Below are 22,870 nucleotides of genomic sequence, written 5' to 3'. Positions count from 1 at the left end.
GTCGTTGATGAGTGAAGCTAGGCCTGTTCGAGCACCCGGCACAATGCTTCTTTCAATGAACTCTGAAACTTTTACCGTTCTGAAACACTCGCGAAACGACAGGTGTCGCGCTCGACCGGGGCCGTGTGCCACGCTCGGACCATGCGGCACACACCCCACTTCCTGATGACGGACGTCGACGAGGTCAAGCGCCTCGTCGCCGGCAACCCGTGGGCCACGATCGTGTCGCACACCGACGCCGGGATCGTCGCGTCGCACTACCCGTTCCTGCTCGAGACACCCGGGCCGGACGACGACCCCGACCAGGTCGTCCTCGTCTCGCACGTCGGCCGCCCCGACGAAGTCGCGCACGAACTCGGCCGCCACGAGGTCCTGGTCGTGGTGCAGGGTCCGCACGGCTACGTCTCCCCCGCCTGGTACCCACCCGAGCAGTTCGTGCCGACCTGGAACCACGTCACCGCCCACCTGTGGGGCACGCCGGAGCTGCTGTCCGACGACGAGAACTTCCGGGTACTCGGCGAGCTCGTCGACCACTTCGAGCGCGTCATGCCCGAGCCGGTGTCCCTCGAGATCGACGAGGAGACCGCACGCCGGATGGCGAAGGGCACCGTGGGCATCCGCATCCGGGTCACCCGGTTCGACGCCCGCGCGAAGCTCTCCCAGAACAAGGCACCCGAGGTCGTCGACCGGATCATCGCCGGCCTGCGCGGCGACGGCCCCTACGCGTCGCCGGCGCTCGCCGACGAGATGGAGCGGGTCCGGTCCGTCGGGTCCACGACGGACAGCCGGGAGGCGCGATGAGCGAGATCCTGCTCCGCACCGTCCGCAGGGTGGGCACCTCCGGGGCCCCTGCCGACGTCCGCATCGCCGACGGCCTGGTCACCGGGATCGCGCCTGCCGGCACGCTCGACCCCGCCGGTCCCGACACCGAGGTCGTCGAGGCGGCCGGCGCCTGGCTCGGCCCCGGCCTCCGCGACCACCACACGCACTTCGACCAGTGGGCCCTCGTGCGCCGCCGCGTCGACGTCTCCGGCTGCGACTCCGCGGAGTCGACCGCCGACCTCCTCGCCGCGGTCGCGCGGACCGGGGTGCCGGACCGCGTGCTGATCGGACACGGCTACCGCGACGGGTTGTGGCCGACCCCCGCACGACGCGAGCTGCTCGACCAGGCCGCACCGGGCCTCCCGGCCGTCGTCATCAGCGGTGACCTGCACGCGGTCTGGTGCAACGCCCTCGCGCTCGCGCACTTCTCCGCACGCGTCGGCCGCTCGCTCGAGGCGGGTGACGACGGGATCCTGCGCGAGCAGGACGCCTTCGACGTGACCGGTGCGCTCTCGCAGGTGCCGGACGACCTGCTCGACGGGTACGTCGCCGACGCCGTGGAGGCCGCTGCCGCGCGCGGTGTGACGGGCATCGTCGACCTCGAGATGCGCTTCGGCCTCGACCGCTGGACGCGCCGGATCCACGCCGGCACCGACGCGCTCCGGGTGTCGTCCGGCGTCTACCCGGCGGAACTCGACGCCGTGATCGACCGCGGACTCCGCACCGGCGACGTCGTCGACCGGACCCGCGGCCTGCTCACGATGGGGCCGTTCAAGGTCGTCACCGACGGCTCGCTCGGCACCCGGACCGCGGCCATGGCCGACGGCTCCGGCGTACTGGCGTGGGAGTTCGACGACCTCGTCGCGATCACCCGCCGAGCCGTCGACGCCGGACTCGTCCCCGCGATCCACGCCATCGGCGACCGGGCGAACACCCTCGCGCTCGACGTCTTCGAAGCCGTCGGCGCCCGCGGCACCATCGAGCACGCGCAACTGCTCGTCGACACCGACGTCGACCGGTTCGCCAGGCTCGGGGTGGCCGCCTCGGTGCAGCCCGAGCACGCCATGGACGACCGCGACATCGCCGACCGGCACTGGGCGGGCCGCACCGACCGCGCCTTCGCGTTCGCGTCGCTCGCCCGAGCCGGAGCGCGCCTGCTGCTCGGTTCGGACGCCCCCGTCGCGCCGCTCGACCCGTGGATCTCGATGGCCGCGGCCGTGGGACGCGACCGGGACGGCCGCGACCCGTGGCACCCCGCCGAACGACTCTCGGCGCTCGCCGCGTGGCAGGGGTCCACGGACGGTCGGGTCAGCGTCGCGGTCGGCGACGTCGCGGACCTGGTGCTCGTCGAGTCGGACCCGCTGGCGGCGTCGTCGTCCTCGTTGCGGTCGATGCGGGTGCTCGCGACCGCGATCGCCGGACGGTTCACGTACTCAGAGCTCTGAAGCGCGCTACTTCTGGTCCTTCGGGCACCAGTAGAGCTTCCGACCGGCCATGTCGGCCACCCGGATCTCGGTGCCGCACACCCGGCAGGGCTCACCCTGGCGGTGGTAGACCCAGTGCCGGTCCTTGCGCGACCGCTGCGCCTTCTTGTACTCGGCGTCGGACAGGCCGTCCATCGTCATCATCAGGCCGTCGCGGACGCCGTCGTGCAGCAGCTTCGACCAGTCCGCCCACAGCGCCTTCGCCTGCTTGACGGTGATCTTCTTGCCGACCTTGTACGGGTCGATGCGCTGCCGGAACAGCAGTTCGGCCCGGTAGATGTTGCCGATGCCGCTCACCACGGACTGGTCCATGAGCAGCTGGCCGATGGCGACGTTCCGCTTCCGGACGTTGTCCACGAACGTCTTCTCGGCCTCGGGACCGTCGTCGTTCATCGGGTCGGGGCCGAGCTTGTCCAGGGCACGCTGCACCTCGGCCGGGGTCTCCACCACGCAGGCCGTCGGGCCGCGCAGGTCGGCGACGGTGTCCTCGGTCAGGATGCGGACGCGCACCTGGCCGACGGGGTCCGGCGGGAAGGACTCGATCGGGTCCTCGACCTTCTCCTGCTCGGCCATCCGGTACCGCGCCAGGCGGGGAGCACCGATGGAGGTGAGCGATTCCTCGCCGTCGTCGTCGGCGGACAGCGCCGTGGCGGTCGACAGGTCGCCGGCGAAGTCCCACGCGCCGTAGAGCCCGAGGTGGACGCGCAGGAACAGATCACCCTCGAACTCGAGGAACATCTGCTTCGCCACCGCCCGGGCAGCGATCATCCGCTTGCCGTCGAGCTGCGCGGCCCCGGCGGCGAACCGCCCCTGCGGACTGGACACCTCGCAGCGCTTGCCGACGAAGTGCCGGGTGAACTGGTTGGCGATTCGGTGGACGGAGTGACCCTCGGGCATGGGACCTGTCTACTCGGCGGAGCCGTCGATCTGCTTGCCGGCGATGTGCCCCGTCTGCTCGTACTCGGCCAGCTGCGCGATGCGGCGTGCGTGACGCTCCTCGCCCGAGAACGGCTCGGCGATGAACAGGTCGACGAAGCGGATCGCTTCGTCCTCGGTGTGCTGGCGGGCACCGATCGAGATGACGTTGGCGTCGTTGTGCTGGCGTGCGAGGAGTGCGGTCGACTCGTTCCAGACGAGCGCTGCGCGGACACCCTCGACCTTGTTCGCGGCGATCTGCTCACCGTTGCCGGAGCCGCCGAACACGACGCCGAGCGCCTGGACGCCGGCCCGCTGGTCCTGCACCACGGCGTGCGCGGCGTTGATGCAGAACGAGGGGTAGTCGTCGAGCGCGTCGTACTCGGTCGGTCCGTGGTCCACGACCTCGTGACCGGCTTCGGTCAGGTGCGTTGCGAGGGTCTGGTTGAACTCGAGGCCGGCGTGGTCCGTTCCGAGGTGGATGCGCATGGAACCGATCCTATTCCTGCGACTACTGCCCCCGGACCACCACGACGACGTACCGCGTGGGCCCCTCGCCCGGGTTCCGGTAGACCACGTCGGCGGGGTCACCGAGCTCGATCCGGTCCCCCGCGGCGAGCCGCGTCGGCTCGCCGCCGACGACGAGCTCGAGCACGCCGTCGACCACCCAGATGCAGTGCCGCAGGAACGCGTAGGCGGACGCCGGGTAGGCCACTTCGCGGCCGGCCGGGAGGCGCACCTCGGTGACGTCCGCGGGGAACGCCGCGCTCGAGACCGGACGGCGGCGGTACCCGGTGTCGGGATCGGTCCAGGACTCCGCGGTCGCGCCGCGTTGGATGCCACGTGCGTCGTCGGGGTCGGTCGCCCTGGGCACCTCGTGCTCGAGGGCTTCGTCGAGGAGCTGCGAGATCGTCAGGCCGAAGGCGCCGGAGAGCCGGCCGAGGATCGTCGCGGTGGGGCTCGACACCCCGCGCTCGACGCGGTTGATCATCGCGCGGGAGACACCGGACTCCTCGGCGAGCTCGGTGAGGCTCCACTTCCGTTCGGTGCGCAGGCGCTGGAGGCGCTCGCCGAGGGCCCGTTCCGCGAGACCCGGCTCGTCGTCTACGATGTGAGACATGACGACAGCATATGCGACGAACGGGGCGGATCCGGTCGTGGTGCGCGATTGCGGACCCCGCGACCTCGACGTCGTGCACGCCCTGCACGTCGACGCCGTGCTGCACTCCACCGCCATCTGGCAGGAGACCCCGCACCCCCGCGCGTACTTCGACGACTGGCTGGCCGAGCGGCAGGGCGACGGGTACCCGGTGCTCGTCGCCGAGGTCGACGGCACCGTGGCCGGGTACGCCACGTACTCCCAGTGGCGGCCGCACCACGGGTACCGGCTGACCGTCGAGCACAGCGTCTACGTGGTCGAGTCGTTCCGCGGTCGGGGCATCGCCTCGACCCTGATGCGGTCGCTCGTCGAGCGCGCGACCGCCGAGGGCCGGCACGTCATGATGGCCGGGATCTGCAGCACGAACACCGGGTCGATCGCGCTGCACGAGAAGCTCGGGTTCAGCACGGTCGCGGTCGTGCCCGAGGTCGGACGCAAGTTCGACCGCTGGCTGGACCTGACGCTCATGCGCCTGCCACTCGCCTGACGCGAGCCGAAGGGCGGGGGCGAGCCGCGCCTCCCGTCCGCTTGCCGGAGCGTCAGGCGGTGGTGTCGAAGATCGGGCCGACGGTGCGCGAGCGCTTGAGCTCGAAGAAGCCGGGGTACTTCGCCACGGCGACGACGCCGTCCCACAGGTCGAGCGCTTCCTGGCCCTTGGGTGCCGGGGAGATGACCGGGCCGAAGAACGCGGTGCCGGCGACGGCGATGACGGGCGTGCCGACGTCCTGTCCGACGCGGTCGATGCCGTCCTGGTGGCTGACGCGCACGGCGGCGTCGACCTCGTCCGTCCAGGCGTACTCGAGCAGGTCGGCGTCGAGGCCGAGCTCCGCGAGCACGGCGGGGACCACCTGGTCGGGGTCCTGCTCCTGGCGGTGGTGGATGTGCTCACCGAGGGCGTCGTAGAGCGGCTTGACGATGTCCTGGCCGAGCCGGAGCCGCGCCGCCGTGACGATGCGCGGGTAGAGCTGCCCCTTGTGGATGCGCTCGCGGTACTCGTCGGGGATGTCCTGGTCCTCGTTCAGGACGAACAGGCTCATCACCTTCCACGTGACGTCGAGGTCGCGGTGCTCGGCGACCTCGCCCACCCAGCGGCTCGTCATCCAGGCCCAGGGGCAGTTCGGGTCGAACCAGAACTCCACGGTGGTGCGTTCGGTCGTGTGTTCCTTCGTGTGTTCCGTCGTGTGTTCCGTCGTCTTGTCCACAGTCGTCTCGCTCACGCTCCGAGCGTACGCGGCGTCGCTAGGCTGGGGATGACCGTCCCGCCGGTGCACGACGCCGTGCCGGGACTCCCCCTCGCGGACCACGATCGTCCGCGTCCTCAGCGAAGATGGAGCGTTGCGTGCCCGGAGAGAACCTCACCAGAACCGAAGCCCAGGAACGTGCCGGCATCGTCAGCGTGCAGACGTACGACGTCGAGCTCGACCTGACCCGCGGCGCCGAGACGTTCGGCAGCACCACCCGCGTGCGCTTCACCGCGACCGCCGGTGCGTCCACGTTCATCGACGCGATCACGAAGACCGTGCACTCCGTCACCCTGAACGGCACGGCGCTCGACGTCGCCGCGGTGAACGACGGCGTCCGCATCCAGCTCGACGACCTGCAGGAGCAGAACGAGCTCGTGGTCGTCAGCGACGCGCTGTACACGAACACCGGCGAAGGCCTGCACCGCTTCGTCGACCCCGTGGACGACGAGGTGTACCTGTACTCCCAGTTCGAGGTCCCCGACTCGCGCCGCATGTTCGCGGTGTTCGAGCAGCCCGACCTCAAGGCACAGTTCTCCTTCACCGTGACGGCGCCGTCACGGTGGCAGGTCGTGTCGAACTCCCCGACGCCCGAGCCCCACGTCGACGGTGAGAACGCGACCTGGGCCTTCCCGCCCACCGCGACCATCTCGAGCTACATCACCGCGCTCATCGCCGGCCCGTACGAGGTCGTCCGCGACGAACTCACGAGCAGCGACGGCCGGACCATCCCGCTCGGCGTCTTCGCGCGCAAGTCGCTGGCCGAGTACCTCGACCCCGAGTACGTGTTCGAGACCACGAAGAAGGGCTTCGCCTACTACGAGGAGAAGTTCGACGTCCCGTACCCGTTCGAGAAGTACGACCAGCTCTTCGTGCCGGAGTTCAACGCCGGCGCGATGGAGAACGCGGGCGCGGTCACGTTCACCGAGACCTACGTCTTCCGCTCGAAGGTGACCGACGCCATCAAGGAGCGCCGGGTCGTCACGATCCTGCACGAGCTCGCCCACATGTGGTTCGGCGACCTCGTCACCATGAAGTGGTGGAACGACCTGTGGCTGAACGAGTCGTTCGCCGAGTGGGCCTCCACGATCGCCACCGCCGAGGCCACCGAGTGGACCGAGGCCTGGACCACGTTCCAGGCGATGGAGAAGTCCTGGGCCTACCGCCAGGACCAGCTGCCCTCGACGCACCCGATCGTCGCGACGATCAACGACCTCGAGGACGTCCAGGTCAACTTCGACGGCATCACGTACGCCAAGGGCGGCTCCGTCCTGAAGCAGCTCGTGGCGTGGGTCGGCATCGACGCGTTCTTCGCCGGCGTCTCGGCCTACTTCAAGAAGCACCACCACTCGAACACCGAGCTGCGTGACCTGCTCGTCGAGCTCGAGGCCACCAGCGGCCGTGACCTGTCCGAGTGGTCGAAGCTCTGGCTCGAGACCGCGGGCGTCAACACGCTCCGCCCGGAGATCGAGGTCGACGCGTCCGGCGCGATCACCGCGTTCGCCGTCCTGCAGGAAGCGCCGGCCGACTACCCGACGCTCCGCCCGCACCGCCTTGCCATCGGCGTCTACTCCTTCGGGACGGACGACTCCGCGCCGTTCGGTGCCGACACCGCGTCGTCCGGCGGCAAGCTCGAGCGCGTGCACCGCGTCGAGATCGACGTCGACGGCGCACGCACCGAGGTCCCCGAGCTCGTCGGCGTGCAGCGCGGCGACCTCGTGCTCCTCAACGACGACGACCTGGCCTACGCCAAGATCCGTCTCGACGAGCAGTCCCGCACGACGGCGATCGAGCACCTCGCGGCCATCGCGAACCCGCTCGCGCGCTCGATCGTGTGGGGTGCGATGTGGGATGCCACGCGCGACGCCGAGTCGCCCGCCAGCGACTACGTCCGGCTCGCGCTCGGCAACATCGCGACTGAGTCCGAGTCGACGACCATCCGCACGACCCTGTCGCAGCTGCTCCTGACGACGCGCAACTACGTGGCGCCGTCGAAGGTCGACGCCACGGTCCGCACGGTGGGCGAGACGCTCTGGCAGCTCGCGGCCTCGGCCGAGGCCGGCTCGGACGCCCAGTTCCAGTTCGTGAAGTTCTTCGCGCAGATCGCGTCGACACCCGAGCACGTCGCCACCCTGCAGGGGCTGCGCGACGGTTCGGTCACACTGAACGGGCTCGAGATCGACACCGACCTGCGCTGGGAGCTGCTCGAGGGCCTCGTGCTCGCCGGTGCCGCCTCCGATGCCGAGGTCGACGCGGAACTCGCGGCCGACAAGACCGCGTCGGGTGAGCAGGCCGCGGCCCGCGCCCGTGCGACGATCCCGACCGCCGAGGGCAAGCTGGCCGCCTTCGCGTCGCTCGTCGACTCCTCCGAGCTGCCGAACGCGATCGTGCGCCAGACCACGGTCGGCTTCCAGCACGTGAACAGCCCCGTCGTGCTCGAAGGCCTCGTGCCGAAGTACTTCGAGGTGCTCACCCGCATCTGGGCCGAGCGCAGCTACCACATGGCCGACACCATCGTCTCGGGCCTCTACCCGGCGCCGCTCGCGTCGGCCGAGCTCCGCGACGCCGCCCACGCGTGGCTCGAGGCGCACCCGGAGACCCCGGCGCTGCGGCGGATCGTGTCCGAGAGCGTCGCGGGCACGGAGCGTGCGCTCCGGGTGCAGGCTGCCGACGCCTGAGTCGCTCGTGAACACGGGCGGGGCCTCGGCGTTCCTCATGGAACGCCGAGGCCCCGCCCTCTAGCATCGACCGGATCATGAGCCTCGCTGCAACCACCGATGAGACCACGAAGGCCGTCTCCAACGCCTTCACCGACTTCGTCACCACCTGGCACGACGCGATCGTCATCGTGATCACGATCCTCGTCGCGATCATCCTCCGGCTGATCCTGCGCCGAGTGATCCGTCAGGTCGTCGACCGCGTCGTCTCCGGCGTCAAGAAGCGACAGGGAGCGACCGACACGCAGGCGCTCATCGCGTCGCCGGTGCAGACCGCACGCGTCGTGCAGCGCACCCGCACACTCGGGAGCGTCCTGCAGAACCTGGCCACGGTCATCGTCGTGGTGATCGCCCTGGTCGTGATCATCCCGCTCCTGGTGCCGAACGCCGCCGTCGGCATCGTCGGTGGCGCTTCGCTCGTCGCCGCGGGCCTCGCCGTCGGCGCGCAGTCGATCGTGAAGGACCTGCTCTCCGGCATCTTCATGATCCTCGAGGACCAGGCCGGCGTCGGCGACGTCGTCGACACCGGGCAGGCCACGGGCGTCGTCGAGAACGTCGGGCTCCGTGTCATGCAGGTGCGCGACGTCAACGGGATCCTGTGGTTCGTGCCGAACGGGCAGATCCTGCGCGTCGGCAACCTGTCCCAGGGCTGGTCGCGGGTCCTCGTCGACATCACCGTCCCCTACGACACCGACATCGACGCCGTGCAGGACGCCCTGCTCGCGGCCGCCGTCACCATGTCGCAGGAGCCCCGCTGGCGCCAGCGCATCGTCGAGAAGCCGGAGATCTGGGGGCTGCAGTCGGTCTCCCCCGACGGCATGGTGTTCCGGCTCGTCGTGAAGACCCGCGCCTCCGAACTCGACGTCGTCGGCCGCGAACTCCGCGCCCGCCTGAAGCACGCCGTCGACGAGATCGGAGTCACCCTGCCGGCGATGGCGATGATCATGCCCGAGGGCTGGGAGAACGCGACCTCGATCAACGGGCTGCGGTCGGTGCAGACGCGTCCCACCCCGGCGCCGACCAAGCCGCGCCGCACCAAGCGCAACGTGCTCGGGCAACCCATCCGGACCGACGACCACCACGACGGCGGGAAGGACCCCCAGTGACCGATCCCACACCTCCGAGCAGCGGTCCCGGCGGGGCTGGCCTCGGCATGCCTGGCGTGCCCGGCGTGCCGGGTGTTCCGGCACAGCCGATCACGCTGCGGGTCGGCGAGCACGGGGTCTCGGCCACCGGATCGCTCTTCGACCGCATCGGTGGCGCCCCGACCTTCGACCGGCTCGTGCGCCGCTTCTACGAGGGCGTGCAGCAGGACGACGTCATCTGGCCGATGTACCCGGCCGACGACCTCGAGGGCGCGATCTGGCGCCTGTCGGCCTTCCTGCAGCAGTACTGGGGCGGGCCGGGCACCTACAGCGAGGAACGCGGACACCCCCGGCTCCGGATGCGGCACAACCCGTTCCGCATCACGTCCGAGGCCCGCGAGCGCTGGCTGCACCACATGCGCGAGGCCGTCGAGTCCCTGCAGCTCGCGCCCCTCGACGAGGCCGAGCTCTGGGCGTACCTCGACCGCGCCGCGCACGCCATGACGAACACCTTCGACTGACGCCTGCTCTTCTGCCGCCCAGGTTCCGACCGCCGTTCAGGTTCCGCCCGCCGCCCACGTTCCGACTGCCGTTCAGGTTCCGAAATCTGCACATCTCGGCGCCGCCTCGTCCCGTTCGTGGAACCTCGGCGAACGGTGCGCGGCATGTTGTGGAACCTCGACGGCGCTGACGCCGTCGTCGAGGGCCGTTCGTCGTCCTCAGCGCGCGTACGAGCCGGTGGCGAGGTCCTGGACCAGGGACGGGTGCGTCGGGTTCCAGCCGAAGGCGGAGCGGGCGTGGGCTCCGGACGCCTCCTGGTGCAGGAGCAGCGCGTCGGCGAAGGCCCCGCCGAGTCGCTCGCGCGAAGCATCGACGCTCTCGGCCACGACCGGTGCGCCGTGCGCCCCTGCTTCGGCGAGTTCGCGCACCGTCGGGTTGTCCCCGGTCGCGGCGACGATGTACCCGTCCTGCTCGGCACGCTCCAGCGCGAGGACGTAGAGCTCGCCGAGGTCGTCGACGTGCACCGTGGTCCAGCGCTGCGAGCCGTCACCGACCAGCGTGACCGGCTGGGTGCCGTCGCTGACGAACATCGCAGGGATGCCGGCACCCCGCCCGTACACGATGCCCGGGGCGACGATCGTGGTCCGCACGTCGCTCGCCCGCACGGCAGCCTCGTTCGCCGTGCGCCACGACGTCAGCTCGGGCGGATCGATCGGCGACTGCTCGGAGATGTCCGTCGAGTTGCCGAAGGTGAAGATGCCGCCGGTGTGCACGAACGGCTTCGGTGTGCCGGCGGACGCGCGCAGGACCGTCGCGGTGAAGTCCGGGTCGACGTCGGGCGCGGACGCCGTGTGGACGACGCCGTCGGTCTCGTGCACCAGTCGTTCGACGACCTCGGTGTCGGTGACGTCCCCGCCGAGGGCGTGCCCACCGGCGTCACGCACGTGCTGCGCCTTCTCGTCGGAGCGGACGATGGCGGTCACCTCGTGCCCGTGGGCGACGAGGGCGCGGAGGACGGAAGAGCCGATGTACCCGGACGCACCGGTGAGCAAGACGTGCATGCGGCCAGCCAACCACCTGGCCAGGACGTGACGTTCGCTACAGGTTCAGGGTCCAGGCGCGGCGTTTGACGAGCACGTGCCCGCGCGACGTCGTGAGACGGCTCCACGGACCGGTCTCGAACAGGCGGACCGGGTCGTGCCCGAGGAAGCCGAGGCTCTCCCCCGCGAAGCCTGCACCAGCGGGCAGGTGCTCGATGCCCGGCACCGGACGGCCCCAGACCTCGGATCGCACCTTGCGGATGATCGCCTCACCCGCGTTGGTCGGGACGGCGTCGGCGACCTCGGCGATGCCGTCACGGGTGGCGCGGCGCAGCAGCTCCGGCGAGACGTCGGGCAGCGGCACCCATCCGCCACGGGGCGGGGAGATCGCCGCCCACGTCACGGTGTGGACCTCGTGCGGGAGCTCGACCTCGATCGGGGTGGCCCGCGTCGGGTCGGCGCCGTCGGCGTGCTCGGCGTCCTGTTCCTCGGCGAGGAGCCGGAGCCGCTCGAGCAGGGACTGCAGCGGCACCACGGCGTCGATCGTCGCGGGCTCAGTGAGCGAGAACGTGCGGAGGCCGAGCACCGTCGGCAGCTCGTCGAGGAGTCCGAGGGGGTACAGGATCGCCGTGTAGACCGCGAGGACACCGGAGTCGGCGATGAACCGGACCGAACCGTCCTCGATCCGAGCGGCACGTCCGAGGTACGTGCGGAGGTCCCCGAGGGAGGCGGCGTCGGGAAGCGTGAACGAGGTGCCCATGTCGAACCGATCCTACCGGCGCACCCTGTGTTCGTAGACTGCACCACGTGAACGGCGAACCCGACTTCCTGCGGACCCTCCGACTCGAGGACACCGGTGCGAGCACGGGTGAGACGATCCTCACCGGCGCGAACCACTGGTCTCCCGGCGGGCGGGTGTTCGGCGGCCAGGTGCTCGCCCAGTGCATCGTCGCTGCGCAGGCCACCATCGAGGGGCGTGACATCCACTCGATGCACGGGTACTTCCTGCGCCCCGGCGACATCGACGTGCCGATCACCTTCGGCGTCGAACGCATCCACGACGGCCGGTCCTTCGCGACGCGGCGCGTGCAGGCCTACCAGCGGGGCGTGCCGATCTTCTCGATGATCGCGTCGTTCCAGGTGCCGGACACCGGGGTCGAGCACCAGGACCCGTACCCGGTGGACACGCCGTCACCGGAGTCGCTGCCGTCCGCCGCGTCGATCCTGTCCACCATCGACCACCCCGTCGCCAAGGCCTGGGCCGAGCGCTCGATCGACCTGCGGCACGTCGAGGGACCGGTGTTCGTCGACGTGCAGGGCGAGCACGTGCCGCACCAGGCGGTCTGGTTCCGTGTGCAGGGCGACCTGCCGGACGACCCGGCGCTGCACCGTGCGGTCCTCGGGTACGCCAGCGACCTGTCGATCCTCGAACCGATCATGCGGCGGCACGGCGTCGCCTGGGGCACGCCCGGCGTGAAGAGCGCCAGCCTCGACCACGCGATGTGGTGGCACCGCGACGGTCGGGCCGACGAGTGGATCCTGTACACGCAGGAGTCCCCCAGCGCGCAGGGCGGCCGGGGGCTCGCGTTCGGCCGGATGTTCTCCCGCGACGGATGCCTGCTGGCGACCGTGGCGCAGGAGGGCATGATGCGGGTCCCTACGGGCGGCTGAACTCCACCGGGGCCTCGAGGTACTGCTCGCACGCCGCACGCTCGGCCGCGGTCAGCCGCCGAGGACGGTTCGTGGTGGCGTCCACCATGACGAGCGCGGTCGTTGCCCGGGTGTAGAGCTCGGCCGGCTGCTGCCCGACCGGCGACCAGACCTCGTACGACACGTCGACGCTCGCCCCACCGAGCCGTCCGATCCACATCTGGATGTCGAGCGGCTGGCGCAGGTACGGGATCGACGCGAGGTACTCGAGGCGCTGTCCGGCGATCACCGTCATCGTGCCGGAGCCCGGCCGACCGTCGATGATCGGCTCGGGCAGGCTGCCGTCCGCCGACAGCTCACCCTCGTCCGGACCCCAGAACCCCACGATGCGCGCCTCTTCGAGCAGGCGCAGCATCGCGGAGTTGTTGACGTGGCCGTAGGCGTCGATGTCGCTCCACCGCATGCGGATGGGAGCGTGCAGTCTCGCCACGCGGGTCAGTCGCGGGTGAGCTTGCGGTACGTCGCGCGCCCGGGCTTCGCGGCATCGGCACCGAGGCGCTCGATCTTGTTCTCCTCGTACGCCTCGAAGTTGCCCTCGAACCAGTACCAGTTCGGCGTGCCGTCCTCGTTGAGGCCTTCCCACGCCAGGATGTGGGTCGCGATGCGGTCGAGGAACCACCGGTCGTGGGTGATGACCACGGCGCAACCGGGGTACTCGAGCAGGGCGTTCTCGAGGCTGCCGAGGGTCTCGACGTCCAGGTCGTTCGTCGGCTCGTCGAGGAGCAGCAGGTTGCCGCCCTGCTTGAGCGTCAGCGCGAGGTTCAGACGGTTGCGCTCACCACCGGACAGGATGCCGGCACGCTTTTGCTGGTCCGGACCCTTGAACCCGAACTGCGAGACGTAGGCGCGGGACGGGATCTCGGTCTTGCCGACCTGGATGTAGTCGAGCCCGTCGGACACGACCTCCCACAGGTTCTTGTTCGGGTCGATGCCGCCACGGCTCTGGTCGACGTACGAGATGTCGACGGTGTCGCCGATCTTGAGCGTGCCGCCGTCGAGGGGTTCGAGCCCGACGATCGTCTTGAACAGCGTCGTCTTGCCGACACCGTTCGGGCCGATGACGCCGACGATGCCGTTGCGGGGCAGCGTGAACGACAGGTCACCGATGATGACGCGCTCACCGAACTGCTTGTGCAGCTTCTCGGCGTCGATGACCTGCGAGCCCAGACGCGGGCCCACGGGGATCACGATCTCCTCGAAGTCGAGCTTGCGGGTGCGCTCGGCCTCGGTGACCATCTCTTCGTACCGAGCGAGACGGGCCTTCGACTTCGCCTGACGACCCTTGGTGTTGCTGCGGACCCAGTCGAGCTCGGAGGACAGGCGCTTCGCGAGCTTCGCGTCCTTCTTGCCCTGCACCTCGAGGCGCGCACGCTTCTTCTCGAGGTACGTCGAGTAGTTGCCCTCGTACGGGTAGAGGCGACCACGGTCGACCTCGGCGATCCACTGGGCGACGTGGTCCAGGAAGTAACGGTCGTGGGTCACGGCGAGGACGGCACCGTGGTACTGCTGCAGGTGCTGCTCGAGCCACTGCACGCTCTCGGCGTCCAGGTGGTTGGTGGGCTCGTCGAGCAGGAGCAGGTCGGGCTTCTGGAGCAGGAGCTTGCAGAGCGCGACGCGACGCTTCTCACCGCCGGACAGGTGCGTGACGAGCTCGTCCCCCGGGGGGCACTGGAGCGCGGCCATGGCCTGCTCGAGCTGCGAGTCGAGGTCCCACGCGTCGGCGGCGTCGATCTCTTCCTGCAGCGTGCCCATCTCGGCGAGGAGCGCGTCGAAGTCGGCGTCGGGCTCGGCCATCAGCGCGGAGATCTCGTTGAAGCGGGCGAGCTTCGCGTGGATCTCGCCGACGCCTTCCTGGACGTTCTCGAGGACGGTCTTCGTCTCGTCGAGCTCCGGCTCCTGCATGAGGATGCCGACGGTGAAGCCCGGCGTGAGCTTCGCCTCGCCGTTCGACGGCTGGTCGAGACCGGCCATGATCTTCAGGATCGTCGACTTGCCCGCACCGTTCGGTCCCACGACGCCGATCTTGGCGCCGGGGAGGAACGACATCGTGACGTCGTCGAGGATCAGCTTGTCGCCGACCGCCTTGCGGGCGCGGACCATCTGGTAGATGTACTCAGCCATATCGGCCCCAAGTGTAGTGACCCCGTCGGTGCGTCGCGCGCCCGGAACGGGATCGCCGCTTCGCGCACCCGGCGGGACGGGGGTCTGTCGGGATCCCTGGCGACGACGTAGGTTGTCCTCGCCAACCACCTCGGGGACCGTCGCTCACCACGACGCGGACCGATCCAGGATCACGGACGGGATGACAACCATGACCAGGCACGCCACACGACTGCGCCGACTCGCGCTCCCCTTCGTCGGAGCGATCGCGCTCACCGTCGCCCTCGTCGCACCGGCCGCGCCGGCATCGGCCGCCGGTGCCGTCCCGAAGGGGAACCCGTACCTGCTCTACACGGCGAGCATCAGCGCCAACGGGTCCGGCACGGGCTACTCGTCGTACATCAACGTCCACGACGCCCACAACAACGCCTACTCGTTCGGCATCCAGTCGGACAAGGGGTCCCCCGAGAGCAAGGGAAAGCCGCGCTACATCTGGGAGCGCGTGCAGAACGGCAAGTTCACCTACGGCTACCTCGGTCCGGCGACGAACAAGCTCACGCCGATCGGGATGCGCTGGTACAAGAACGACGTCGCGACGATGATCGTGAACCACAGGACGATCGGCACCCTCAAGCTCAACCTCGACGGCCGGCTGTTCTTCAACGCCGAGGCGAACGCCCGACTGAACGGCGACGTCGTGCACTCGACCGTGCAGAACACGCGCATCACCGTCGGCGACCGGAAGGGCCAGACCGGCTTGAACGGCACGTGGGACACGAGCTTCTCGTTCCGCGGGCTGAAGGCGACGCAGACGAACAAGCCGCGGATCCAGGGTGCGACCTTCAAGATCGACGGCCGGGTCGCCGGGCTGCCGCGCGGTGGGAACTGGGACACCGAGCAGGTGTCCGGCATCGCGATGATCGCGCAGAAGTGGTGACCGTCCGGCGGGTCTGACCGGACTCACGCGGCGACCCGGGCGAGGGGTCCGTCGTCGTCCGGCGACTCGGGGTCGAACGCGGCACCGTCCTGTTCGAGCATGCGCTCCGACGGCCCGACCGGGTCGGCTTCGTCGAGGGCGTCGTCGATCCCGGCCCCGGTCCCGTGGTCGCTCCCGGGTGCGTCACCGTCTTCGTGGCCGGCTCCGGCCCCGGGGTCGGACTCGTGCTCGTGCGCCTGACCGTCGAGCGCAGGAGCGGCGCCCAGCCCGCCGCCGTGCACCTCGCCGGTCCGGGGATCGACGCCCCGCACCCCGCCGTGCCCCGACGTCGTGTCGTTCACCTGCCGCGGCACCCGGACCCAGTTGCTGATGCCCCACGCCAGGTCGTGCCCGATGCCGTCGGCGTCGATCTCGACCGACGTTCCACCGCGGCCGTCGCGCTCCCAGGTGCGGATCCGGACGCGGCCGGAGACGACGATACGGTCGCCCTTCTTCAGGGACTTGAACACGTTCGACGCGAGGGAGCGGAACGCGGTGACGGTGTACCAGTTGGTCGCACCGTTGACCCAGGCCGCGCTGGCCCGGTCCCATCGACGTGACGGTGAGGCGAGTCGGAGGCTCGTGATGGCGATGCCGGTCTCGGTGACGAGGTGACGGGGTTCCGTGGCGACGATTCCGCAGACGGTGATGATGTCGTTCATGCGTCGATCGTCATCGAGCCCGGGGCTGCGGAAGCAGCCCCGGGCTCGATCTGTGGCGAGTGGACCCGATCAGGCGACCTGTGGAGGACGAGTCCCCCGGGCCTCCTGTCCGGCACTGGACCGCTAGTGCGCTCGGAACTCGGGCCGCGCCGCGAGCGGGCCGAGCGCGGCGTGGACCGCGCCCTTCGCCGACTCGAGCGACGGGTAGAGCCCGCCGGTGCGCCCTCGTCCGTAGAGCTCGACCTGGAAGCCGTCCGCGGCACGGTGGATGCTGCCCACCGCACCCGCCGGACCGATCGCGACCCAGGTCCCGGTGTTGTTCGTCATCGTTCGACCACCTCCTCGTGGCCCCGACGCCCGAGGATCAGGACGCCAGGATGTACTGACTGTAGGCCTTGCGGACCTTGTTCACCTTCGGCAGCGCCACTGCGAGGCAGTAGCCCTGACCGGGGTTCTTCGCGAAGAAGTCCTGGTGGTACTCCTCCGCCGCGTAGAACGTCGTGAGCGGCTCGATCGTGGTGACGATCCCGCCGTCCCAGATGTCGGATGCGCGCTGGATCGCCTGCTCGAAGAGCGCGCGCTGCGCGTCGTCCGCCGGGAACATCGCCGAGCGGTACTGCGTGCCGACGTCAGCGCCCTGCCGGTTCAGCTGCCGCGGGTCGTGCAGCGTGAAGAAGACGTCGAGGATGACCTCGGCCGGGATCACCGTCTCGTCGAAGGTGACCGCGACGGCCTCGGCGTGACCGGTCGAGCCCGTGCACACCAACTCGTACGACGGGTTCTCCACCCGACCGCCGATGTAGCCGGACTCCACGTCCTGCACGCCCTGGAGCGTGCGGTACACGGCATCGAGACACCAGAAACACCCACCTGCGAGCACGAATGTGGTCATGGCCACAACCTACCTCCCCGACATCCGTGCGGGGTTGGACAGGGGACACCCCCTCCACAGCACGCACCGCTCGTCCCGCCGTCCACGATGCGTCGACAGAGCCCCGGCGTGTCGGTGGTGGCCCGTAGCGTCGAGACCACACCGACCAGGAGGCCACGATGCAGACCACGACCGAACCCGCACTGCGGATCCGCACCGTCCCGCTCTCCCGGTCGCGCGGCGACTACCGCATCCTCGACGTCCGCGATGACCTGAGCCGCGTGACCCGAGCCAACGGCGAGATCGTCGGCTACGTCGACCGCATCGACGTCGCCGGTGACACCGCCTACCGCGCCCGTCGCTACGTCGCCACCGAGCGTCGGTTCGTCGAGCTGCCGAACGTGTGGTCCGCCGACGACGCCGTGGACTGCCTTCGTTGGTCATGATGTTCCAGATTGGAATCATCTCGGGTCGGATGCGCGGAACGCCGTTCGTCCTCCCCGGGGCCTGACCGTTTCGTGAGTATGGTGCGCGCATGGACTGGTGGAACGACCTGACCGACTGGACTTCGTCCGACGACGGGTGGCGGGTGATCTCGGGTGCCGTGATCCCCTTCGTCGCCATCGTCGTCGCCGGCGTCATCGCGGCACTCATCGGACGGGGTGCGACCAAGCGGGTCGTCGCCCTGCAGGAGCGCGAGTCGAAGAACGCCGCCGTCGCGGCGATCATCTCCGCGGCGCGCAAGGCCGCTGCCTGGGGCTCGCTCGGGCACGACGAACGCGGCTACGCCGACCACCTGGCAGAGGACGCCGACATCCGGCTCCGGTTGCTCCCCGTTCAGGGTGCGCCCCTCGCCGCCAGCTGGGCACAGCACGAGATCGCCGACATCAAGAAGAACTCGTCGACCTTCAGCTTCCAGGCCGACCAGTCGCTCGCCGAGTTCCGCGACCGCCTGCTCGAGTGGCAGGCCCGTCCGGGCCGCGCTCGCAAGCTCTTCAAGGCCGACCTCGAGCGCTGGAAGTTCGAGTCCCCCGACCCGGACGCCGACCTGATCAAGCGCCAGCAGGACTGGAACGCCGACCAGAACGGCGCCGCCCGACCGCAGACCCCGGCAGCGCCCGCTCAGGCCGCTCCCGTCGAGCGCCCGACGCCGACGACGACGTCCCTGCGTCCGGCACAGCGTCCAGGAGGCACGCCCGCCTCCGCGCCGTCGGCCCCGGCCAACGCCGGGTCGGCCCCCGCCGGTGGCGCCCCCGCTGCCGCAGCCGGGTCGGCGTCCGCTCCCGCCGCAGGACCCGGGTTCTCGGTGAACCGCGGTGGGTCGGACGCCAACGCCACCCGCTCGTACGGCGAGAACACCACCCGCGTCTACGGTGACGACGCCGCACCGCCCGTGCGCCCGGCACTCGGAACCCCCACGTCACCCGCACGCTCCACCCCGAGCCGCGGCACCGACGACACCGAGGTGGTGGACGACGACGCCGTCACCAAGGCCTTCGGTGACACCGACCGGGTGACCCCGGCCCGCGGCACCGACCGTCCCGCACCGTCCACCGTCGCGACACCGGCGCCCACCTCCGCCGACGCTCACGTCAACCGGACGCCCGCCAACGACGTCCCGACGACCCCGGGCGCACCGACGACCCCGGCGTCCGCTCCTGCTCCGAGGGTCGAGACCCCGGGCACGACGAACACGACGTCGATCCCGACCCGCATCACCCAGGCGCCGGCAGAGCCCACGGACGCGGACGAGACGTCCGAGGCGACGCACACTCAGCCGATCAGCGCCTCCGAACTCCGCCGCCGCGCCGCGGACGACGACGAGTAGCGGGCGCGGACACGCAGCACGCAGCGTCCGACACCCCCACGAACGAGCAACGGGCCGCCATCCGATCGGATGGCGGCCCGTTCGCGTCGTGCCCCCGGCAGGAATCGAACCCGCGGCACGGTGGGTAGAAACCACCTGCTCTATCCACTGAGCTACGGAGGCGAGCGACGTCGATTCTAACCGGGACCCGCCGCTCGAGCGGTTCCGGAACGGTTCGGCCGTCGTCTGCCCGCAGTTCGCCTCCGGGACACCCGCGCTTCGTACCGTCCGGGAGATGCACTCCTCTGCCACCGTCCTCGCCGTCGTCCCCGCACGCGCCGGCTCGAAGGGCATCCCGGGCAAGAACCTCCGGACGGTCGGAGGTCGATCGCTCGTCCGTCGGGCCGTGGAGTCGGCACGCAGCGCAGCACTGATCGACGCTGTAGTCGTCACGACCGACGGTGACGCCATCGCCGCCGAGGCCCGCGCCGCCGGTGCCGACGTGGTCCGACGGCCGGCCGACCTCGCGGGCGACCAGGCGTCATCGGAGTCCGCGCTGCTCCACGTGCTCGACGAACTCGAGTCCGCCGGCGATGCGCTGCCCGAGATCCTGGTGTTCCTGCAGGCGACCTCGCCGTTCATCGACCCGGACGATCTCGACACGGCGATCCGGCGCGTCGCGGAGGGGCACGCCGACGTCGTGTTCGCCGCAGCGCCGTCGCACGCGTTCCTGTGGCGCATCGCCGACGACGGTTCCGCCGTCGCCGTGAACCACGACGCGGCCACCCGTCCGCGTCGCCAGGACCGCGCGGCCGAGTACCGCGAGACCGGCGCCTCGTACGTCATGCGGACCGACGGCTTCCGGCAGCACCGGCACCGCTTCCACGGCCGCGTCGAGCTCATCGCCGTCGACCCCGCCGGCGCGATCGACATCGACGACGAGACCGACCTGATCGCGGCCGACGCCACGGCCGAAATCGCAGCCGAAGCCACGGCCGACGCCACGGCCGACGCCACGGCCGAATCCGCGGCCGAATCCACGGCCGACGCCACAGCCGACGCCGTCGCTCCCCAGATCCCGGACCACGACCCATCCCCGACGCGGGCAGCCCCCGCACTGAACGGAGCACCATGACCGTCACCATCGGCACGTCCACGATCGGCGCGGGCCACCCCGCGTACCTCATCGGCGAGATCGGCCTCAACCACAACGGTGACGTCGACATCGCGAAGCAGCTCATCGACGTCGCCGCCGACGCCGGGCTGCAGGCCGTGAAGTTCCAGAAGCGGACTCCGGCGATCTCCACCCCGGAGCACATGAAGAACACGCCCCGCAGCACCCCGTGGGGCGAGATGACCTACCTGGAGTACCGCTACCGCGTCGAGTTCGACCGCGACCAGTACATCGAGATCGGCGACCACGCGACGCTGCGCGGCCTGGACTGGTTCGCCTCGCCCTGGGACGAGCCGTCGGTGGACTTCCTCGAGGACCTCAACGTCGTCGCGTACAAGATCGCCTCGGCGTCGGTGACCGACCTCGGGATGCTCGCGGCCGTCGCCGCGACCGGCAAGCCCGTCATCCTGTCGACGGGCATGTCGACGCTCGAGCAGATCGACGCCGCCGTCGACGCCCTCGGAACCGACCGCCTCGTGCTCATGCACGCCACGTCGACGTACCCGCTCCCCGCCGAGGAAGCGAACCTGCGCATGATCGACACCCTCGCGCACCGCTACTCGGGCGTGCCCGTCGGGTACTCCGGCCACGAGCCGGGCCTGCAGATCTCGATCGCCGCCGTCGCCCTCGGCGCCACCGCGGTCGAACGGCACATCACGCTCGACCGCACGATGTGGGGCTCGGACCACGCGGCCTCGCTCGAGCCGCACGGCCTGAAGACCCTGGCGCGGGACATCCGGATCATCGAGACCGCGCTCGGTGACGGGGTGAAGCGGATCTTCCCCGGCGAGCGGGCGCCGCTCGCCAAGCTGCGCCGCGTCGGCGCGTGAGCGGCCCGGTCGACGAGACCGGCGCCCTGGACGTGCCGGCTGACGGGGGTGCGTCGACCGTCGGACGGGAGGCGCGCCTCCCGTCCGGCCCGTCACCCCGCGGCCGACGTGTGGTCGCCCTGGTCGACACCGACTCGTTCGCCAAGTGGGGCGCCCACCTGCTCGCGGCGGCACCGGCCGGCTGGGACCTCGACCTGCGGACCGTCGCGACGCCGCGTTCGGCCAGCGCGAAGCAGCTGCGCTCGGCGTTCCGCGGGCTCGACGCACGACTCGCGCACCTGCGGACGGCTCCGCCGTCGCCGAAGGACGTCGATGCCGTCGTCGAGGAGCTCCGCGTCGATCCGCCCGACGCCGTCCTCGTGTCCCTGATCGGCCCGGTCGCCGAACTCGTCATCGACGAGGTGCACCGCCGGATCCCGGACCGGCCGGTGCTGGTGTCCGGCCTGCCGGGCATCTCGTTCCCGGCGAAGTGGAAGGGCATCTTCTTCCGTGCGCGGGCCGACCTGTTCGTGCTGCACAGCCACCGCGAGGTGCGGGCGTACGAGGAGATGGCGATCGAGGGCGGTGTCGAGCCGCACTTCGCGCTCGCCACCCTGCCCTTCGCCCGGAGCGCGAGCGCCAGCGCCAGCACGGGCGCGACTGCGAGCGCCAGCACGGGCGCGCCCGCCAGCGCCAGCACCGGCGCGCCCGATGAGCCCGTCCGCGACGCCGTCGTCTTCGCTGCCCAGCCGAGCGTCCCGCTGGAGCGCGTCGACCGGGCCCTCGTCGTGGAGTGGCTCGTCGCGACCGCACGGCAGCACCCGGAGTGGCGCGTCGTGATCAAGACCCGCGCGGCCGCCGGCGAACACCAGACACACCGCGAGGAACACCCCTACCCAGACCTCGTGCCGGCCGACGCACCGGCGAACCTCGTGGTCGAGAGCGGGCCGATGGCCGAACACCTCGACCGTGCGGTGGCCCTCGTGACGATCAGCTCGACGGCGGTACTCGAAGCGGCCGCACGTGGTGTGCCGGCGCTGACGCTGACGGACTTCGGCATCGGCCGCCACCTCATCAACGAGGTGTTCGTGTCGAGCGGCCTCGAGGGCGACTCGGTCGACCTGGTGGACGGCCGGTTCGGCACGGTCCGACCGAGCTGGATGCAGGACAACTACTTCCACCCGGCCTCGGACGACGACTGGCAGCGCCGGCTCACCGAGCTCATGGCGCGGCGGGACGCCGGGACGCTCGTCGACCGGGAACCCGCACGCCGCAGCCGAGGCGGGGTGCTGCGCCGGGCCTGGGAGCGGAAGAACGCCCTGGGCGGAGCGGATCGCTCAGCGCTGGGCTGGCTCGCGCTCCTGATCGGGGCGCCGATCCGGACGACGAAGCGGCTGGCGCGGAAGGCCAGGGCGCTGGTCGACCCGCCGGAGCCGGTCGTGGTCGCGGCGCCGACGTCGCAGCGCGCGGCGGGCGGCGCGGGCGGCGAGCGCGTGGCGGCCGCCGGCAGCGCGGCGGGCGCAGCCGGGTCAGAGGGCCTTGGCGATCGCCAGCAGGAGCTGGTCGCGGGTAGGGACCCCGGGTGAACGGAAGACCTCGGCCCCGTCCTCCCGCCGCACGATGATCGTGGGCGTGGAACGGATGCCGAGGTCCTCTGCGTCATCGGGGTACGACGCCACGTCGCGTTCGGTCATGGCGAGCCCGGGGACGAGCGCCGACGCCTCGGCCGACACCCGGCGGGCGGCGGCGCACGGCGCACAGAAGGCGGACGTCCAGAGGTCGAGCTGCATGTGACCG

At 70.7% G+C, this 22,870-nt stretch carries 25 protein-coding genes and 1 tRNA gene; 13 read left to right on the top strand and 13 right to left on the bottom strand.

Translation table 11 applies throughout. From position 1 onward, the window contains the following. The first annotated feature begins 141 nt into the window (after positions 1 to 141). Both EDF23_RS10890 and EDF23_RS10885 read left to right on the top strand, forming a co-directional pair. Positions 142 to 801, top strand: coding sequence for an FMN-binding negative transcriptional regulator (locus tag EDF23_RS10890; RefSeq protein WP_131921654.1), 660 nt, complete (start codon positions 142 to 144; stop codon positions 799 to 801). Next, positions 798 to 2,267, top strand: coding sequence for an amidohydrolase family protein (locus tag EDF23_RS10885; RefSeq protein ID WP_131921653.1), 1,470 nt, complete (start codon positions 798 to 800; stop codon positions 2,265 to 2,267). Before EDF23_RS10890 ends, EDF23_RS10885 begins: the two co-directional genes overlap by 4 nt. A 6-nt stretch (positions 2,268 to 2,273) precedes the next feature. On the opposite strand, the gene EDF23_RS10880 is transcribed toward EDF23_RS10885, so the two are convergent. Genes EDF23_RS10880 through EDF23_RS10870 form a run of 3 tightly spaced genes read right to left on the bottom strand, consistent with a single transcriptional unit; the run spans position 2,274 to position 4,341 of the window. Then, positions 2,274 to 3,203 (bottom strand): DNA-formamidopyrimidine glycosylase family protein, encoded by a 930-nt coding sequence (locus tag EDF23_RS10880; RefSeq protein WP_123293993.1) that lies wholly within the window; start codon positions 3,201 to 3,203, stop codon positions 2,274 to 2,276. A gap of 9 nt (positions 3,204 to 3,212) precedes the next feature. After that, positions 3,213 to 3,710: a ribose-5-phosphate isomerase gene (locus EDF23_RS10875; RefSeq protein ID WP_123293994.1), complete on the bottom strand. Its 498-nt coding sequence runs from the start codon at positions 3,708 to 3,710 to the stop codon at positions 3,213 to 3,215. Positions 3,711 to 3,732: 22 nt separating this feature from the next. Further along, entirely contained in the window at positions 3,733 to 4,341 is a 609-nt protein-coding gene (locus EDF23_RS10870) for an XRE family transcriptional regulator (RefSeq protein ID WP_123673322.1), read from the bottom strand. On the opposite strand from EDF23_RS10870, the gene EDF23_RS10865 reads away from it, so the two are divergent. Then, the gene (locus tag EDF23_RS10865; protein WP_131921652.1) at positions 4,340 to 4,867 is read left to right on the top strand and encodes a GNAT family N-acetyltransferase; all 528 of its coding nucleotides are present in this window, start codon (positions 4,340 to 4,342) and stop codon (positions 4,865 to 4,867) included. The genes EDF23_RS10870 and EDF23_RS10865 overlap by 2 nt on opposite strands. Positions 4,868 to 4,919: 52 nt before the next feature. On the opposite strand, the gene EDF23_RS10860 is transcribed toward EDF23_RS10865, so the two are convergent. After that, positions 4,920 to 5,597, bottom strand: coding sequence for a DsbA family protein (locus tag EDF23_RS10860; RefSeq protein WP_131921651.1), 678 nt, complete (start codon positions 5,595 to 5,597; stop codon positions 4,920 to 4,922). 122 nt (positions 5,598 to 5,719) lie between these two features. Between EDF23_RS10860 and pepN the strand changes: the two genes are divergently transcribed. From pepN to EDF23_RS10845, 3 genes are all read left to right on the top strand, one after another. Further along, positions 5,720 to 8,299, top strand: coding sequence for an aminopeptidase N (gene pepN, locus EDF23_RS10855; RefSeq protein WP_131921650.1), 2,580 nt, complete (start codon positions 5,720 to 5,722; stop codon positions 8,297 to 8,299). Positions 8,300 to 8,376: 77 nt separating this feature from the next. Beyond that, positions 8,377 to 9,444, top strand: coding sequence for a mechanosensitive ion channel domain-containing protein (locus EDF23_RS10850; RefSeq protein ID WP_131921649.1), 1,068 nt, complete (start codon positions 8,377 to 8,379; stop codon positions 9,442 to 9,444). Continuing rightward, complete coding sequence (locus tag EDF23_RS10845; RefSeq protein WP_279388202.1) at positions 9,441 to 9,944, top strand: globin; 504 nt, start codon at positions 9,441 to 9,443, stop codon at positions 9,942 to 9,944. The genes EDF23_RS10850 and EDF23_RS10845 overlap by 4 nt, the downstream gene beginning before the upstream one ends. A 198-nt stretch (positions 9,945 to 10,142) precedes the next feature. Here EDF23_RS10845 and EDF23_RS10840 read toward each other — a convergent pair whose 3' ends face one another. After that, complete coding sequence (locus tag EDF23_RS10840) at positions 10,143 to 10,985, bottom strand: NAD-dependent epimerase/dehydratase family protein (RefSeq protein ID WP_123938882.1); 843 nt, start codon at positions 10,983 to 10,985, stop codon at positions 10,143 to 10,145. A 37-nt stretch (positions 10,986 to 11,022) separates the two neighbouring features. Next, positions 11,023 to 11,724: a hypothetical protein gene (locus tag EDF23_RS10835; protein WP_131878469.1), complete on the bottom strand. Its 702-nt coding sequence runs from the start codon at positions 11,722 to 11,724 to the stop codon at positions 11,023 to 11,025. Between the two features lie 47 nt (positions 11,725 to 11,771). On the opposite strand from EDF23_RS10835, the gene EDF23_RS10830 reads away from it, so the two are divergent. After that, on the top strand, positions 11,772 to 12,635 hold the full coding sequence (locus EDF23_RS10830) for an acyl-CoA thioesterase II (RefSeq protein WP_131921648.1): 864 nt from the start codon (positions 11,772 to 11,774) through the stop codon (positions 12,633 to 12,635). On the opposite strand, the gene EDF23_RS10825 is transcribed toward EDF23_RS10830, so the two are convergent. Next, positions 12,622 to 13,077, bottom strand: a complete 456-nt coding sequence (locus EDF23_RS10825) for a thioesterase family protein (RefSeq protein WP_131921647.1) — start codon at positions 13,075 to 13,077, stop codon at positions 12,622 to 12,624. The two genes, EDF23_RS10830 and EDF23_RS10825, sit on opposite strands and share 14 nt — an antisense overlap. A gap of 32 nt (positions 13,078 to 13,109) precedes the next feature. Next, positions 13,110 to 14,795, bottom strand: a complete 1,686-nt coding sequence (gene ettA, locus EDF23_RS10820) for an energy-dependent translational throttle protein EttA (protein ID WP_111086790.1) — start codon at positions 14,793 to 14,795, stop codon at positions 13,110 to 13,112. Between the two features lie 190 nt (positions 14,796 to 14,985). Here ettA and EDF23_RS10815 point away from each other — a divergent pair, with 190 nt between their 5' ends. Beyond that, positions 14,986 to 15,711 carry a hypothetical protein gene (locus EDF23_RS10815; RefSeq protein WP_131921646.1) on the top strand — a complete coding sequence of 242 codons (726 nt, stop codon included), beginning with the start codon at positions 14,986 to 14,988 and terminating at the stop codon, positions 15,709 to 15,711. Between the two features lie 23 nt (positions 15,712 to 15,734). Here the strand turns inward: EDF23_RS10815 and EDF23_RS10810 are convergent, their stop codons facing one another. From EDF23_RS10810 to msrA, 3 genes are all read right to left on the bottom strand, one after another. Beyond that, the gene (locus tag EDF23_RS10810; RefSeq protein WP_131921645.1) at positions 15,735 to 16,412 is read right to left on the bottom strand and encodes a single-stranded DNA-binding protein; all 678 of its coding nucleotides are present in this window, start codon (positions 16,410 to 16,412) and stop codon (positions 15,735 to 15,737) included. Between the two features lie 123 nt (positions 16,413 to 16,535). Continuing rightward, on the bottom strand, positions 16,536 to 16,739 hold the full coding sequence (locus EDF23_RS10805) for a methyltransferase (RefSeq protein WP_111086793.1): 204 nt from the start codon (positions 16,737 to 16,739) through the stop codon (positions 16,536 to 16,538). A gap of 37 nt (positions 16,740 to 16,776) precedes the next feature. Further along, on the bottom strand, positions 16,777 to 17,304 hold the full coding sequence (gene msrA, locus EDF23_RS10800; RefSeq protein ID WP_123294007.1) for a peptide-methionine (S)-S-oxide reductase MsrA: 528 nt from the start codon (positions 17,302 to 17,304) through the stop codon (positions 16,777 to 16,779). Between the two features lie 158 nt (positions 17,305 to 17,462). Here msrA and EDF23_RS10795 point away from each other — a divergent pair, with 158 nt between their 5' ends. Then, positions 17,463 to 17,729 (top strand): hypothetical protein, encoded by a 267-nt coding sequence (locus EDF23_RS10795; RefSeq protein ID WP_111086795.1) that lies wholly within the window; start codon positions 17,463 to 17,465, stop codon positions 17,727 to 17,729. A gap of 89 nt (positions 17,730 to 17,818) precedes the next feature. Then, the gene (locus tag EDF23_RS10790) at positions 17,819 to 19,111 is read left to right on the top strand and encodes a hypothetical protein (protein ID WP_131921644.1); all 1,293 of its coding nucleotides are present in this window, start codon (positions 17,819 to 17,821) and stop codon (positions 19,109 to 19,111) included. Positions 19,112 to 19,200: 89 nt separating this feature from the next. On the opposite strand, the gene EDF23_RS10785 is transcribed toward EDF23_RS10790, so the two are convergent. Further along, positions 19,201 to 19,273 (bottom strand) — tRNA-Arg (locus tag EDF23_RS10785). A 112-nt stretch (positions 19,274 to 19,385) separates the two neighbouring features. Between EDF23_RS10785 and EDF23_RS10780 the strand changes: the two genes are divergently transcribed. The 3 genes from EDF23_RS10780 to EDF23_RS10770 are packed head-to-tail and all read left to right on the top strand — an operon-like array spanning position 19,386 to position 22,659. Beyond that, on the top strand, positions 19,386 to 20,225 hold the full coding sequence (locus EDF23_RS10780; protein ID WP_131921643.1) for an acylneuraminate cytidylyltransferase family protein: 840 nt from the start codon (positions 19,386 to 19,388) through the stop codon (positions 20,223 to 20,225). Then, positions 20,222 to 21,094 carry an N-acetylneuraminate synthase family protein gene (locus EDF23_RS10775; protein ID WP_123294011.1) on the top strand — a complete coding sequence of 291 codons (873 nt, stop codon included), beginning with the start codon at positions 20,222 to 20,224 and terminating at the stop codon, positions 21,092 to 21,094. Before EDF23_RS10780 ends, EDF23_RS10775 begins: the two co-directional genes overlap by 4 nt. Continuing rightward, positions 21,091 to 22,659, top strand: coding sequence for a DUF6716 putative glycosyltransferase (locus EDF23_RS10770; RefSeq protein WP_131921642.1), 1,569 nt, complete (start codon positions 21,091 to 21,093; stop codon positions 22,657 to 22,659). The genes EDF23_RS10775 and EDF23_RS10770 overlap by 4 nt, the downstream gene beginning before the upstream one ends. Here EDF23_RS10770 and EDF23_RS10765 read toward each other — a convergent pair. Then, a complete protein-coding gene (locus EDF23_RS10765; protein WP_131878457.1) occupies positions 22,603 to 22,863 on the bottom strand; it encodes a thioredoxin family protein in 261 nt (86 codons plus the stop codon). The genes EDF23_RS10770 and EDF23_RS10765 overlap by 57 nt on opposite strands. Positions 22,864 to 22,870: the final 7 nt, after the last annotated feature.

The sequence above is a fragment of the Curtobacterium sp. PhB128 genome, from assembly GCF_004340725.1.
Lineage (GTDB): Bacteria > Actinomycetota > Actinomycetes > Actinomycetales > Microbacteriaceae > Curtobacterium.
This window is presented reverse-complemented; position numbering and strand designations above follow the sequence as displayed.

Bases quoted from the DNA above. Each gene is read 5' to 3' on its own strand.
- EDF23_RS10890 (WP_131921654.1), top strand. From the start codon at position 142: ATGCGGCACACACCCCACTTCCTGATGACGGACGTCGACGAGGTCAAG.
- EDF23_RS10885 (WP_131921653.1), top strand. From the start codon at position 798: ATGAGCGAGATCCTGCTCCGCACCGTCCGCAGGGTGGGCACCTCCGGG.
- EDF23_RS10880 (WP_123293993.1), bottom strand. From the start codon at position 3,203: ATGCCCGAGGGTCACTCCGTCCACCGAATCGCCAACCAGTTCACCCGG.
- EDF23_RS10875 (WP_123293994.1), bottom strand. From the start codon at position 3,710: ATGCGCATCCACCTCGGAACGGACCACGCCGGCCTCGAGTTCAACCAG.
- EDF23_RS10865 (WP_131921652.1), top strand. From the start codon at position 4,340: ATGACGACAGCATATGCGACGAACGGGGCGGATCCGGTCGTGGTGCGC.
- EDF23_RS10870 (WP_123673322.1), bottom strand. From the start codon at position 4,341: ATGTCTCACATCGTAGACGACGAGCCGGGTCTCGCGGAACGGGCCCTC.
- EDF23_RS10850 (WP_131921649.1), top strand. From the start codon at position 8,377: ATGAGCCTCGCTGCAACCACCGATGAGACCACGAAGGCCGTCTCCAAC.
- EDF23_RS10840 (WP_123938882.1), bottom strand. From the start codon at position 10,985: ATGCACGTCTTGCTCACCGGTGCGTCCGGGTACATCGGCTCTTCCGTC.
- EDF23_RS10835 (WP_131878469.1), bottom strand. From the start codon at position 11,724: ATGGGCACCTCGTTCACGCTTCCCGACGCCGCCTCCCTCGGGGACCTC.
- EDF23_RS10825 (WP_131921647.1), bottom strand. From the start codon at position 13,077: ATGCGGTGGAGCGACATCGACGCCTACGGCCACGTCAACAACTCCGCG.
- ettA (WP_111086790.1), bottom strand. From the start codon at position 14,795: ATGGCTGAGTACATCTACCAGATGGTCCGCGCCCGCAAGGCGGTCGGC.
- EDF23_RS10815 (WP_131921646.1), top strand. From the start codon at position 14,986: ATGACCAGGCACGCCACACGACTGCGCCGACTCGCGCTCCCCTTCGTC.
- EDF23_RS10810 (WP_131921645.1), bottom strand. From the start codon at position 16,412: ATGAACGACATCATCACCGTCTGCGGAATCGTCGCCACGGAACCCCGT.
- EDF23_RS10805 (WP_111086793.1), bottom strand. From the start codon at position 16,739: ATGACGAACAACACCGGGACCTGGGTCGCGATCGGTCCGGCGGGTGCG.
- msrA (WP_123294007.1), bottom strand. From the start codon at position 17,304: ATGACCACATTCGTGCTCGCAGGTGGGTGTTTCTGGTGTCTCGATGCC.
- EDF23_RS10795 (WP_111086795.1), top strand. From the start codon at position 17,463: ATGCAGACCACGACCGAACCCGCACTGCGGATCCGCACCGTCCCGCTC.
- EDF23_RS10790 (WP_131921644.1), top strand. From the start codon at position 17,819: ATGGACTGGTGGAACGACCTGACCGACTGGACTTCGTCCGACGACGGG.
- EDF23_RS10780 (WP_131921643.1), top strand. From the start codon at position 19,386: ATGCACTCCTCTGCCACCGTCCTCGCCGTCGTCCCCGCACGCGCCGGC.
- EDF23_RS10775 (WP_123294011.1), top strand. From the start codon at position 20,222: ATGACCGTCACCATCGGCACGTCCACGATCGGCGCGGGCCACCCCGCG.
- EDF23_RS10765 (WP_131878457.1), bottom strand. From the start codon at position 22,863: ATGCAGCTCGACCTCTGGACGTCCGCCTTCTGTGCGCCGTGCGCCGCC.